At 72.0% G+C, this 12,681-nt stretch carries 8 protein-coding genes; 5 read left to right on the top strand and 3 right to left on the bottom strand.

Annotated features, from left to right (window positions below; all coding sequences use genetic code 11):
- The first annotated feature begins 13 nt into the window (after nt 1–13).
- Complete coding sequence (locus T9R20_RS00515) at nt 14–1,285, top strand: amidohydrolase (RefSeq protein ID WP_322410618.1); 1,272 nt, start codon at nt 14–16, stop codon at nt 1,283–1,285.
- Here T9R20_RS00515 and T9R20_RS00510 read toward each other — a convergent pair.
- The 3 genes from T9R20_RS00510 to T9R20_RS00500 form a co-directional block, all read right to left on the bottom strand.
- Nucleotides 1,251–2,312 carry a VanZ family protein gene (locus T9R20_RS00510; RefSeq protein WP_322410617.1) on the bottom strand — a complete coding sequence of 354 codons (1,062 nt, stop codon included), beginning with the start codon at nt 2,310–2,312 and terminating at the stop codon, nt 1,251–1,253. The genes T9R20_RS00515 and T9R20_RS00510 overlap by 35 nt on opposite strands.
- Before the next feature lie 79 nt (nt 2,313–2,391).
- Entirely contained in the window at nt 2,392–3,204 is an 813-nt protein-coding gene (locus T9R20_RS00505; protein WP_322410616.1) for an MBL fold metallo-hydrolase, read from the bottom strand.
- Complete coding sequence (locus T9R20_RS00500; RefSeq protein WP_322410615.1) at nt 3,201–4,577, bottom strand: FAD-binding oxidoreductase; 1,377 nt, start codon at nt 4,575–4,577, stop codon at nt 3,201–3,203. The genes T9R20_RS00505 and T9R20_RS00500 overlap by 4 nt, the downstream gene beginning before the upstream one ends.
- A 53-nt stretch (nt 4,578–4,630) precedes the next feature.
- Here T9R20_RS00500 and T9R20_RS00495 point away from each other — a divergent pair, with 53 nt between their 5' ends.
- The 4 genes from T9R20_RS00495 (at nt 4,631) to T9R20_RS00480 (ending at nt 12,560) form a co-directional block, all read left to right on the top strand.
- On the top strand, nt 4,631–7,354 hold the full coding sequence (locus T9R20_RS00495) for a helix-turn-helix transcriptional regulator (protein WP_322410614.1): 2,724 nt from the start codon (nt 4,631–4,633) through the stop codon (nt 7,352–7,354).
- Between the two features lie 102 nt (nt 7,355–7,456).
- Nucleotides 7,457–8,785 carry an amidohydrolase family protein gene (locus tag T9R20_RS00490; RefSeq protein WP_322410613.1) on the top strand — a complete coding sequence of 443 codons (1,329 nt, stop codon included), beginning with the start codon at nt 7,457–7,459 and terminating at the stop codon, nt 8,783–8,785.
- Nucleotides 8,782–10,461 carry a thiamine pyrophosphate-binding protein gene (locus T9R20_RS00485; RefSeq protein ID WP_322410612.1) on the top strand — a complete coding sequence of 560 codons (1,680 nt, stop codon included), beginning with the start codon at nt 8,782–8,784 and terminating at the stop codon, nt 10,459–10,461. Before T9R20_RS00490 ends, T9R20_RS00485 begins: the two co-directional genes overlap by 4 nt.
- Nucleotides 10,461–12,560 carry an APC family permease gene (locus T9R20_RS00480; protein WP_322410611.1) on the top strand — a complete coding sequence of 700 codons (2,100 nt, stop codon included), beginning with the start codon at nt 10,461–10,463 and terminating at the stop codon, nt 12,558–12,560. Before T9R20_RS00485 ends, T9R20_RS00480 begins: the two co-directional genes overlap by 1 nt.
- Nucleotides 12,561–12,681: the final 121 nt, after the last annotated feature.

Genomic DNA, 12,681 nt, shown 5'->3' with positions numbered 1-12,681 from the left:
TAGGCTCGGCGGTATGGCCCTCGACCTCGATGCGATCTACACCGACCTCCACCGTCATCCCGAGCTGTCATTCCAAGAGACCCGCACCGCCGGCGTCATCGCGCAGCGTCTGACGGAGCTCGGGATCGAGTTCGAAGAGGGCGTCGGGCGCACGGGTCTGGTCGCCGTGATCCGCAACGACGGTGCAGCTGACCACGATGCCTCGCAGGACTCCGGCGCGGACGACGGCGAGCGCGGACCGGTGGTGTGGCTCCGCGCCGACATGGACGGCCTCCCCGTCGAGGAGCGCACCGGTCTGGCCTACGCCAGCACCGCGCGCGGCATCGACCCGCACGGCCTCGCCGTTCCGGTGATGCACGCGTGCGGGCACGACATGCACGTCACCGCCCTGCTCGGTGCCCTCGAGCGCCTCGTCGCCACCACCGCCCAGTGGCGCGGCACAATCGTCGCGGTCTTCCAGCCCGCCGAGGAGTACGGCGCCGGGTCGCAGGCGATGATCGCCGACGGTGTGCTCGACCGCTTCCCCCGCCCCGACATCGTGCTCGGCCAGCACGTCACCCCGCTCCCGGCCGGCACGATCGGTGTGCGCCCGGGAACCCAGATGGCCGCCTCCGACGGGCTGCGGGTCACCCTCCTCGGCCGAGGCGGTCACGGGTCGCGCCCGCATTCGACGATCGACCCGGTCGTGATGGCCGCGGCGACGGTGATGCGCCTGCAGACGGTCGTCTCGCGTGAGACCGACCCGCGCGATGTCGCCGTGGTCACCGTCGGATCGATCCACGCGGGCCTGAAGAACAACATCATCCCCGCCGAGGCCGTGCTCGAACTCAGCCTCCGCTACCCCGACGACGAGGCCCGCGCCCGGGTGCTGGAGAAGGTGGAGCGCATCGTCCGGGCCGAGGCGCAGGCCTCCGGCGCCGAGGAGGAGCCGGTCATCCGCGTCGACCACAGCCTGCCGCCGACGATCAACGACGACGACGCGACCGCGCGCCTGCGCGCTGCGTTCGCCCGCGCCTTCGGCGACGACAAGGTCGTCGACCCCGGGATGTTCACGGGCAGCGAGGACGTGTCGTGGTTCGCCCGCGAAGCGGGCGCGCCCCTGGTGTTCTGGTTCTGGGGCGGCGTCGACCCGCAGGTCTACGCCGAGGCCGCCGCATCCGGTCGCATCGAACGCGACATCCCCACCAACCACTCGCCCTTCTTCGCCCCGATGCTCCAGCCCACCCTCGACAACGGGGTGGCGAACCTCGTCACCGCGGCGCGGGAGTTCCTCGCGCGTCGGTGAGTCGCTGTCCGGAGATGAGTCCGGGCAGGCCGCGTCCGTCTTTCGTCGCGAGTGCGAGGACGATCGCGGCGACGGCGAAGAGCGAGGCCCACGCCCCGTTGTCGCGCGTGAGGGCGTCGAGGACGGCGAAGCCGCCAATCCCGCCGACCGCGCGCAGGAATCGCATGACCGACGTCGGCAGTTGACCGTCGGCGTACCGCAGCTGCACCGCGATATCGCCGAGGGAACGCCCGGTCACGAGGATCACTGTGACCACGGTGCCGATGGCAACCACGCTTCCGGTGACGGACGCGACCGCACCGTCCGTCACGGCGTCGGTGTCGCCGATCACGAACTGCAGCCACAGCTGCGTCGCCACCGACACGGCCGCGCCGAGGAACAGGTAGACCAGCACGTCGCACACCATCGCCAGCAGGCGCCGGCGGCGGGTCACCGGGCGAGGTCGGTCGGCATCGGGTGCCGGGGGTGACCCGCGCAGCGCCCGCGGCACGGCCAGAGATAGCAGAGCACCGAGCCCCGCGCCGAGGGTGTTCGTGATGAGGTCGACGACGTCGAACACGCGGTAGGCGCAGGGATAGATGCCCCAGACGCCGGTCAGTTGCGTGGTCTCGATCAGGAGCGACAGGCCGAAGCCCACCAGGAGCGCGAAGACGATGCCCCGCCCGCCGAGCACCCGGAGGAAGAAGCCGAGCGGAACGAACAGCAGGATGTTCAGTCCCAGCTGCAGGAGGGCGGGGTCGGCCAGCGGCGACCCCACGCCGTCGAAGGCGCCGCGGATGTCACGGACGAACGTCGTGGGATCGAGGTTCACCCCGGCGCAGCGATAGGCGATTCCGTCGGGGAGCGGGACGAGGGTGTACGCCCAGATCGCCCAGAAATACACCAGGGCCGCCGACCACAGCACCAGTCGGCCGGCGCTGAGCTGTCCACGGCGACGATACGAGATCGCGACGAACGGCACGAACAGCGCGAAGCCCGCGGCTGCGCCGAGGAAGAGGGCGACGATCCCCGGTGTGATGCGATCCACGCGCTCGAGTCTGACAGCCGCGCGGCCCGTAGCGCGTTGCTGGCGGGCCGGACCTCGTCCCCCTGTGCACGGGGACGGCTCAGCCCAACCCGGCGCGCCACCACACAAGGGGCTGCGTGGGAATCGGCGGGCGCGGCACGTCGGGAAGCCGTGACAGTCGCGCGGCGTCGACGGCATCGAACGGATCGGTCCGCAACAGCGGGCCGTGCCCAGGAAGAAGGACGGATGCCTGCGCTGACGCGAGGGCTCCGAGCGCGACGACCGCGCGGTGCGGATCGGCGTGGAACATGTCGGGGAGGAGCTGCGGACCGGCGTCCGGGACGGTGGGATGCGCGGTGATCAGCGCGTCCCCGGTCGCGAGCGCCGCGGCGTCCGGGAGCAGGAAGGCGGTATGACCGCGGGTGTGACCCGATGTCGGAATCGGCACCACGCGGTGACCGGCGACCGTGAGCGGACCATCGAGCGGTCGCACCTCCTCGACGCCGACGTTGTCGAGGCCGCCCGAGCGGATCGCATGCATCGCCCACCGGATGACGCGCGGCCGCCACAGCGACGGCAGGAGGTCGAGCAGCGTGATCTGCTCGACGATGTCCCTTCGGACGTTGGGGATCTCGGCGTCGTGGGCGAACACGCGGGCACCGTGCACCCGGGCCATGGCTCCCGCACAGCCGATGTGATCGCTGTGCCCGTGGGTGATGAGGACGGTCGTGACGGGGAGCCCCGCGCCGCCGGCCGCCGCGATCGACTCCTCGACGAGCGCGTAGTCGTTCGGGTAGCCGGTGTCGATGAGGGCGACCTCTCCGTCGCCGACGAGGACGGTCCAGTTCGAGGCGGGACCCTCGACGAACGTCACCCCCTCGGCGACGGGATGGGTCGTCATCGCGCGGGTCATCCGGCGTCCACGAACGGAACGACGTTCGGCAGGAAGAGACCCCGCGGGTCGACCGAGCGACGTACCCGCTGGACCGCCTCCCACGTCGCCGCATCGAAGGTCCGAGACGGCTGGGCGGCCGACTCGACGAAGGTGGGAAGGGTGCGCCCGGTGTCGCGGTGAGCGAAGGCGAGACGGATACGGGCAGCGGCATCCTCCTGCATCTCGGGTGTCAGCGGGCCGCCGACGGCACCGACCACGAGGAGGGCGAACTCCGCGTCGGTGCGGTCGAAGGCACCGCCGTTCTCGGGCGGGTAGGCGAAGGCGCCGCCGAGGTGTCGCAGCTCGACGCTGGTCAGAGTCGAGCCCGACGCAGCGCCGACCATCTCGACCAGCATCCGCACGTCGCCCTGGTCGAGGCCCGACAGCAGCAGGTGGTCACCGACGTAGGGGATCGGATCGGGGGGATCCATGTGGGTCAGGGGGAGCTCGATCGGGTCGCGGAGGTCCCAGGTGTCGATGATTGGCTCGGCGATCGCGCGCAGGGGATCCAGCAGCGCGGCCGCCTGGTGGCTGATGTCGGTGAGCAGGTAGGGGTCGCGGATGCCGGCGGCGCCGTCGAGGGCGACCACCGTCCGACCGGCGATCGCCTCGGGGATGCCGGGCAGAGGCGGGATGTTCAGCACGCGCATGCTCGTCGTCAGAGTCCACGGCGCATCCTCGGTCCACGTCCGCCAGGCCGAGATGATCTCCTCGGCGTGCTCGGCGGACCAGAAGGCGATGCCGGTGTAGACCTTCCACATAGGCATCAGCCGGATCGTGACGGAGGTCACCACGCCGAATCCGCCGCCTCCGCCCCGGAGCGCCCAGAAGAGCTCGGGTTCTTCGGCGGGGCTCGCGGTGACGATCCGACCGTCGGCCAGGACGAGGCGGATGCTCACGATGCTGTTCGCGGCGATGCCGTGGGTGCGCCCGTAGAAGCTGATCCCGCCGCGCAGAAGGTAGCCGACGGCTCCGACCGTCCCGCTGGAACCGTGGAGGACGGCCAGACCGTGCTCGGCCGCCGCGGCGACCACGGCGGCCCAGCGCGTCCCGGCGGGAATGGTGGCGGTCTGCGCCTCGGGGTCGATGACAACGGGCTCGTCGAGCGCGGTCCGGATGAGGAGCGCGTCGTCGAGAGGCTGCGAGGTGGCGACGGAGTGCCCGGTCGCGATCACGCTCGCCGTGAGGTCGTTGTCGCGCGCGAAGCGGACGGCGGCGCACACGTCATCGACCGAGCGAGCGATCACCGTCCGACGGGGAGCCGGCTGGGGAAGGAGGTTGTACGCTTCGATGGCAACGGCGTAGGGGGATTCGCCGGGCGATGCCACGGTGAGGGTCTTCGTGTCGTTCATGCCTTCCACGCTAGAAATCCGCCGGCCACGCGCCATCCGAGAAAACACGGAAGATGACACGGAGAATCTCTCCCGACACTGCCGTTCCACCCCCTGACCCGCGGTTGCCGCCGCGGCGGGAGGAGCTTGCGGCTGACCTCGCCCGCCGTCTCGCGACCCCGGGCACGACGACGCTCGTCGCGGCGGAGGCGGGTTTCGGCAAGACGACCGTCGTTGACCGCGTGCTCGATCTCGTCGGGGCCCGCTCGCCGGGCACCCGCGTGCTGTTCGCGCGCGGTGTGCGGTCGAGTGTGCCGACCCCCCACGTCGGCCTCCACGAGCTGTTCACCGGAGTGGATCCGAAATCCCTCGACCTGCCCCCGGGTCATGCCTCCGGTCTGTGCGCCGCACTCGGTCGGTCCTCCATCGAGGGCGAGCTGACGCCCGCGCGGGTCATGATGTCGACCCACAGCGTCGTCCTTCGCCTCCTGGAGCGCTCCCCGGTCGCGGTCGTCGTCGACGACTGGGATGCGCTGGACGCGGAGTCGGCAGAGGTCGTCCGCTATCTGACGTCGCGGCGATATCCGGCGGGAGGAGCTCCGTCGCTCCTGCTCGCCTACGCGACACCGCGCCCGGACGACGCCTTCACCGAGCCCGTCGTCGCACTCCCGCCGCTGAGCGCGCGCGACGTCCAGGTCGTCACCGAGGATGCGACCGGTCGCGCCCTGCCTCTGGGGGCGGCGACGCGGGCGCACGCGCTCAGCGGAGGGAATCCGCTGTGGGCCCTCGAACTGGCCACGGTGGATGACGCGGAGGTCTCGGGTTCTCTCGAGGAGGCGATGCGGCATCGCCTCGACCGTGCCACCCCGGCCGCCCGGCGCATCCTCGCCGCGCTCGGCGCCGCCGGTCCGCTGTCGGGGGAACAGGTGCAGGCTGCGGCCTCGGTGTCGGCCGCCGACATCCTCGCGGCGATCGACGACGGCGCGGTCGAAGAGCATCGAGGACGGGTGATGGCGCGGCATCCCCTGCTCTCGGGCACCGCCGTTCAGGACCTCGCGGAACCCGACCGCAGGTCGCTCCACGCCCGCATCTCTGCGGTCGTCGTCGACCCCGTCGCCCGCACGGACCATCTCGAGCGTGCCACGCCGCCCGGAGCGGAGCCGAAGCTCGCCGCAGCGCTCGACCGCGCAGCGATCGCCGCTCGATCGCGAGGAGCCGCCGGAGAAGCCACCGACCTCGCCGAACGCGCCGTGCGGCGCACTCCCGTGGGCGACCCCGCCGTCGCGCGGCGGCGCATCGCGTGGGCGGACCTGGCGCTCCGCGCCGGCGACTTCGCCGGCGTGCTCGACGCGCTCGGCGACGTCGCCTTCGACCGTCTCGACGTCGCGCTCCTCGATCGCGCACTGCCGCTTCTGGTGACCGCCGCGGCGGCCGAGCGCGGCGATGCGGCCGCGCGGGCGATGCTCGACGCCGTCATCTCGCCCACAGACGACCCCGTCAGGCAGGCGGTGTACGACACGTACCGGGCCGAGGCAGGCCACGAAGCCGGAGACCGGCCGGCTCTCGCGCGGGGAGCGGCCGAGCTGCTGCGCGCGGCCGGTGCGGCGCCGGTGTCTCGGCACCGGGCACTCGGCGCGCTCATCCTCGACGACCTCGACGCGGGTCGTGGCCTGGACGACGCCCTCCTCGCCGAGTGCGCCGATCTCGAGCGACAGATCGACCTTCTCGCCGTCAACGACAGCGCGCGGGCGATGACGGGGCTCTACGCCCACCAGGTCGGACAGCTGGAGCGGTCGCGCCAGGCTCTCGAGGCGGTGCACGCCGTCGCGGTCGAGCAGGGCCAGGAGGTCGTGGCGGGTGTGTTCGCGCTGCACCTGGCCGCCACCGAAGCCCACGCCGGCGACCTCGCGCGCGCCGACCACTGGCTGGGGCTGTGGGACGACGTGACCCCCTGGCCCGAGACCCCGCCGCCGAGCGCGATCGCCGCAATGGGCCTGCGAGCGCTCCGCGAGGCCGACGCGGACGAGATCCAGCGCATCGTCCGCCTCCCGCACGGACCGGGCGGCGAGGCTGTCGGGCGCCTCGTGCGACAGGCGCTTCTCGGTCTGTCCGCCGCGCGGAGCGAGAACTGGGCTTCCGCCCTGACCGCCTTGACCGCCGCTCGATCGCTCGCCGATTCGCTGGGGATGATCGAGCCGGGTCGCCGGCTCTGGCTCGACTTCGATCTCGCCCGCAGCATGATCGCCCTTGGCGACCTGACCGCGGCTGCTGAGGTCGCCGCCCGGCTCGAGGCGATCTCGGTGGGCCGGAGACCACTGCTCGACGGTGTCGCCGCGAGCATCCGCGGCGAGATCGCCCTGGCCCGGGACGACTCGTCCGCTGCCGTCGAGGCCCTCACGCGGGCGGACGCGCTGCTGCGCGAGGCCGAGCTGCCCGTCGAACGTGCCCGCACGCAGCTCGCGCTCGCCCGCGCCCATCACGCGCGACGGGCGCGTCACGACGCGGTCGCGGCGCTCGACGCTGCGGAGATCAGCGCGCGCGCGTCGGCCGACGCGAACGTGCTGGCGCGGGTCGCCCCGCTCCGTGCCGAGATCGAGGCCTCCACACCGGCGGGCGTGCTCACCGAGCGCGAGCGGGTCGTCGCACTCGCCGTGGCCCGCGGCGCGACGAACCGCGAGATCGCCGACGAGTACCACCTCAGCGTCCGCACCGTCGAGTCGCAGCTGTCGGCGGCGTACCGCAAGCTCGGGGTCCGGTCCCGCAGCGAACTGGCGGTGCTGATGAGGCAGCCGTCCTGATCATTTCCGTGGACATCTCCGTGCAATCCCCGAAGAGGTGAGCACCCGCTGATTCCTAACGTGATGAGTCGCGTCGATCGACGCCTTCACGAAAGGAACCCCATGTCCGAACGCCGACTGCTCCTCCGCGGCGCATCCCTCTTCACCAGCGACGACAGCCTCGGCGAGCTCTCGTCGGGCGACGTGCTCATCGTCGACGGCGTCATCCGCGAGGTCGGCCGCGAGATCATCGCTCCCGACGCCGAGGTCCTCCCCCTCGAGGGCGCCATCGTCCTGCCGGGCCTCGTCGACACCCACCGCCACATGTGGCAGACCGCCCTTCGTCATGTCGCCGCCGACTGGACAATGTCGGACTACGTCGCGGGGATGATCCAGGGCATCGGTCCGGGCTTCACGCCCGAGGACGTGCGCATCGCCGGTCTCGTCGGCAGTCTCGAGGCGCTCGATGCCGGCACCACGACGGTGATGGACTGGTCGCACATCGTGCACACGCCCGCTCACGCCGAGGCGGCGATCGACGCCCTCCATGCGGCCGGCGTCCGCGCCGTCTACGGGTACGGCCTGGCCGCGCTGCCGGCCGCCGACTGGTTCGAGTCCGACCTCCGGCGACTGGCCGGTTCCGAGCACTTCCGCCGACCCGACGGGCTTCTCTCGCTGGCGCTCGCCAGCTGGGGCCCGGAGTTCGCCGATGTCCCGACGACGGTGCGCGACATCGAGCTCGCCCGCGAGCTGGGACTGCGCACCTCGCTGCACATCGGGGTCGGGATGATGGGCGCGGCGCGCGCGGTCACCGAGCTCGACGCCCGGGGGCTCCTCGGCGACGACCTGGAGTTCATCCACGCCACGACCGCCACCGACGCGGAACTCGCGCGGATCGCGCAGACCGGCGGGTCGGTGTCGGTGTCTCCGCGCGTGGAGATGCAGATGGGTCACGGCTACCCCGCCACCGGCAGGATGCGGGATGCCGGCCTTCGGCCGAGCCTCAGCGTCGACATCGTCAGCGGCATCCCCGGCACCCTCTTCGGAGAGATGCGCGCGGCGATGGAGGCCGAACGTGCGCGACAGAACGCCGCGGCGCTCAGCCGCCACGAGTGGCCCGGCGCCCTTCGGCTGACCGCCCACGACATGGTGCGCATGGCGACCATCGACGGCGCCCGAGCCCTGGGCCTGGCCGAGGTCACGGGCTCGCTCACGCCCGGCAAGCAGGCCGACATCATCGTTCTGCGCGCTGACACCACGATCGCTCCGAGCGCCGACACCCTCGCATCGCAGATCGTCGCCGCCGACGCGCACGCCGTCGAGCACGTCCTGGTCGCCGGTGAGTTCCGAAAGCGCGGCGGCCGGATCGTCGGTCACGACCTCGCGTCCCTCCGCCGGGATCTCGATGCGTCGCGCCTGCGACTCCTCCAGGCCGCCGGGGCGCTCGTATGACGACGGTCCAGCCGCACCGGCCGCGCGCGCGCTCGACGGGCGCGCGGCCGGCCGACGCGGTCGGACGGGTCGTCGCGGCATCCGCTCTGGAGTTCAGTGCGCACGCCTTCGGTGTGATGGGCGCCGACAATGCCGTGATGATCGACGGGATGATCCGGCTCGGGATGTCGTACTCCCCGCTTCGGCACGAAGCGGGAGCGATCACCGCGGCCGATGCCTACACCCGGATGTCGGATCGTCCGGCCGTGTGCACGACGACGTCCGGGCCCGGGTTCACCAACGCCCTCACGGCCCTGACCGAGGCCTCGCGGGCGAGATCGCCCCTCGTGCTGCTGACCGGTTCTGCGCCTCTCGGCGGCGCGCGGTCGGGAGACATCGACATCCGGCGGGCGGCGGCGCTGGCCGGCGCACGAGCGTGGCTCGTCGAAGAGGAGGACACCGTCGGAACAGTGCGGGCGGCGTTCCGCACCGCACGGGCCGAGAGCAGGCCGGCCGTGCTGTGCGTCCCCGCGGATGTCTCCCGCCGCACGGTCACGCGGCCCGGCGCGCGCGCACGGTCTGCTGAATCGTCCGAAGGGCCGTCCCCCGTTCTCGCGGCGCCGACCCGCGACGAGCTGGCCCGCCTCGCCGACCGGCTCCGCGCCGCGCGCCGCCCGCTCCTGCTCGCCGGTCGGGGCGCACTCGGTGCCACCGAGGCCGTTCGACGCACCGCGGCCGCATATGGGGCGCGCACGGCGACGACCACGCTCGCACTCGGTGCGTTCGGCTCGGGCGACGCGCATCTCGGCATCGCCGGCGGTTTCGCGACCGAGGACGAGGCGGCTGCCGTACGACGTGCCGACGTCGTGCTGGTGGTCGGCGCGAGCCTGAACCGCCACACCACGAGAAGGGGCTCGGTGTTCGCCCCCGAGGCGCACGTCGCCCAGATCGATGTCGCACCCCAGCCGACGTCGACGCGCGTCGACCAGTTCGTCACCGCCGACGCCGAGGACGCCCTCGTCGAGCTGCTGCTGCAGAGTTCGTCGGGCGCCCGACGCGCGGACCGCTGGCGGGGAGTCGGGGTCGTCCGCTCGCAGACGCCCGCGCCGATGCTCGCCGACGGTCTGCACCCGGCCGCGGTCGCCGACGCGGTCGCCGACGCCGTCCCGTCAGACGCCGTCTTCGTGGTCGACGGCGGCAACTTCATGGCCTGGCCGCTGGCGTCGTGGCGGCCCCGTCGGCCGCGGTCGTTCGTGCCCGCTGGGCTGGCGTTCCAGTCGATCGGTCTGGGCCTCGGAGCATTCGTCGGAGCGGCCGCCGCGCGGCGCGACGCCTACCCGGTGCTCGGGGTCGGCGACGGCGGGCTGCTGATGTCCCTCGCCGATCTCGACTCGGCGGCGCGGCTCGTCCCCCGCGGCGCGATCGTCGTCTTCAACGACGCCGCCTACGGGGCAGAGGTGCACCAGTTCGGCTCCGAAGGCTTCGCGGAGTCACCGATGCGCTTCCCTGCCCGCGACTTCGCGCTGGTGGCCGGGGCCTTCGGTCTGCGGACCCTCGCGGTCTACGACCGCGAGACGCTGCGGATCGCGGCATCCTTCCTCCGGGCGCATCGCGACGAGCTCGTTCTGCTCGACTGCCGGATCTCGCCCAGCGTGGCGGCACCCTTCCTGCGTGCGCTGGAGCCCCGACAGGCGTAATGTCATCCGCCGTGACGACTGATGGTCGCGAGCCGGTGGAGGAGTCCCCTCGCGCGAAACGCCTCCTGCTGGGAGACCCCCTCACCTCCGAGAAACTCGACGACCAGCTGCTGCCCAAGCGTCGGGCGCTGCCGATCTTCGCCTCCGACGCGCTGAGCTCGGTCGCCTACGCCCCGCAGGAACTCCTGATGATCCTGCTCATCGGCGGCACGGCGTTCCTCGCCTTCAGCCCCGGGGTCGCGGTCGCCGTCGTGGTGCTCCTCATCGTGGTGGTCCTGAGCTACCGCCAGCTCATCAAGGCCTACCCCTCGGGCGGCGGCGACTACGAGGTGGCGCGCACGAACCTCGGCGAGGTGCCGGGCGTCGTCGTCGCCTCGGCGCTCCTCGTCGACTACGTCCTCACCGTGGCCGTGTCGATCGCCTCGGGGGTCGACAACATCATCTCGGCCATCCCCGAACTCGCGCCCTTCCGCATCGAGTTCGCGGTCGGCTTCGTCATCCTGCTCGTGATCGTCAACCTCCGCGGCGTCCGCGAGGCCTCGTTCGCCTTCGCGATCCCGACCTACGTCTTCATCGGCTCGGTCGCCGTGATGGTGGTCGTCGCCCTCATCCGCACCGCGCTCGGCGACCCTCCGATCGCCTCGAGCGCCGAGTACGCCGTCCAAGCCGAGGAACTGACGCAGGCCGCGACGATCCTCCTCATCCTGCGGGCGTTCTCGAGTGGATGCTCCGCCCTCACCGGTGTCGAAGCGGTCTCGAACGGCGTGCCCGCCTTCCGCCGCCCGAAGGTCAAGAACGCGCAGTGGACGCTCGTCCTCATGGGTGGGGTGGCCATCGTGCTCTTCTCAGGCCTCACCGCGGTGGGGCTCATCTCGGGCATCCACTACGCCGAAGACCCGTGCAACCTGGTCGGCTTCGACTGCGTGAACGATCCGCAGCCCAGCCTCATGGCGCAGATCGCCGCGGCCACCTTCGGCATGGGCTCGATCCCCTTCTTCATCGTCCAGGCCGCCACCGCCTGCGTGCTGCTCCTCGCCGCGAACACGGCCTTCAACGGGTTCCCGCTCCTCGGTTCGGTGCTCGCCCGCGACGGCTACGCGCCGAAGGCGCTGAACACCCGCGGCGACCGGCTGGTCTTCTCCAACGGCATGATCATCCTGGGCCTTGCCGCCATCGTGGTGCTGGTCGTCTACCAGGCGAACCTCACCACCCTCATCCAGCTGTACATCATCGGCGTCTTCGTGTCGTTCTCGCTCGGCCAGATCGGCATGGTGCGCCACTGGCGGCGCGAGCTCCGGCAGACCAGTCGCGTCGAGGCGCGTCGCGACACGCGAGCCGCCGCCGAGCGCCGCTCGGCCCTGACGGGGCTCGCGATCAACTCCACCGGTGCGGCGATGACCGTCGCCGTGCTCGTCATCGTCACGGCGACGAAGTTCGTCTACGGGGCATGGCTGGTCTTCCTCGCCATCCCGGTCCTCGCCGTCCTCATGATCGGGGTGAACCGCTACTACCGCGACGTCGAGCACGAGATCCGCATCGACGAGCCGGTGCAGTACGGCTCGTCGGGCGACATCGCGCTCATCCTGGTCAGTCGCCTGCAGAAGCCCGTCGCCAAGGCGGTCGACTACGCCCTCGCGGCGAAGCACGACAAGACGATCGCCCTGCACGTCTCGGTCGCCGGCGACGACGGCGAGGCCCTTCAGCAGGAGTGGCAGGACCAGCGGATGCCGGTGCCCCTCGTCATCCTCGAGTCGCCCTACCGCTACTACGCCGGACCCGTCGCGGAGTTCATCCGCCAGTACCGCGAGAAGCACGGCTCGGCCGTGGTGACGGTCTACCTGCCGCAGTACATCGTGGGGCACTGGTGGGAGACCCTGCTGCACAACCGCCGCGCGCGGCGCATCGCCCAGCAGCTCATGCTCATCCACGGCGTGACCATCACCCTCGTGCCGTGGCTGCTGGACTCGTCCGAGCTCATCTACGGACGCCGCTCGCGCCCGCTCCCCGGTCAGGACCGCGCGGGCCGGCCGTTCGAGCCCGACATCGAGGCGCCTCCGATCGCCGAGCGCTCGAGCCTGGAGGCCCGCCCCGACGAGTGACGCCGGCCCCGCGGCATGCCGCCGCCCCGCGGCATGACGCCGCCCCGCGGCATGACGCCACCCTGCGGCATGACGCCACCCTGCGGCATCCCTCTCCCCCTCGGCCCCCTCTGCCGGCGCG

This window comes from Microbacterium invictum (genome assembly GCF_034421375.1).
GTDB classification, from domain to species: Bacteria; Actinomycetota; Actinomycetes; order Actinomycetales; family Microbacteriaceae; genus Microbacterium; species Microbacterium invictum_A.
Note: the sequence above shows the minus strand (reverse complement) of the source record. Positions and strands in the feature narration are given on the sequence as shown.

Coding starts and splice junctions, on each gene's coding strand:
- T9R20_RS00480 (WP_322410611.1), top strand. CDS start 10,461: ATGTCATCCGCCGTGACGACTGATGGTCGCGAGCCGGTGGAGGAGTCC.
- T9R20_RS00485 (WP_322410612.1), top strand. CDS start 8,782: ATGACGACGGTCCAGCCGCACCGGCCGCGCGCGCGCTCGACGGGCGCG.
- T9R20_RS00495 (WP_322410614.1), top strand. CDS start 4,631: ATGACACGGAGAATCTCTCCCGACACTGCCGTTCCACCCCCTGACCCG.
- T9R20_RS00505 (WP_322410616.1), bottom strand. CDS start 3,204: ATGACCCGCGCGATGACGACCCATCCCGTCGCCGAGGGGGTGACGTTC.
- T9R20_RS00490 (WP_322410613.1), top strand. CDS start 7,457: ATGTCCGAACGCCGACTGCTCCTCCGCGGCGCATCCCTCTTCACCAGC.
- T9R20_RS00515 (WP_322410618.1), top strand. CDS start 14: ATGGCCCTCGACCTCGATGCGATCTACACCGACCTCCACCGTCATCCC.
- T9R20_RS00500 (WP_322410615.1), bottom strand. CDS start 4,577: ATGAACGACACGAAGACCCTCACCGTGGCATCGCCCGGCGAATCCCCC.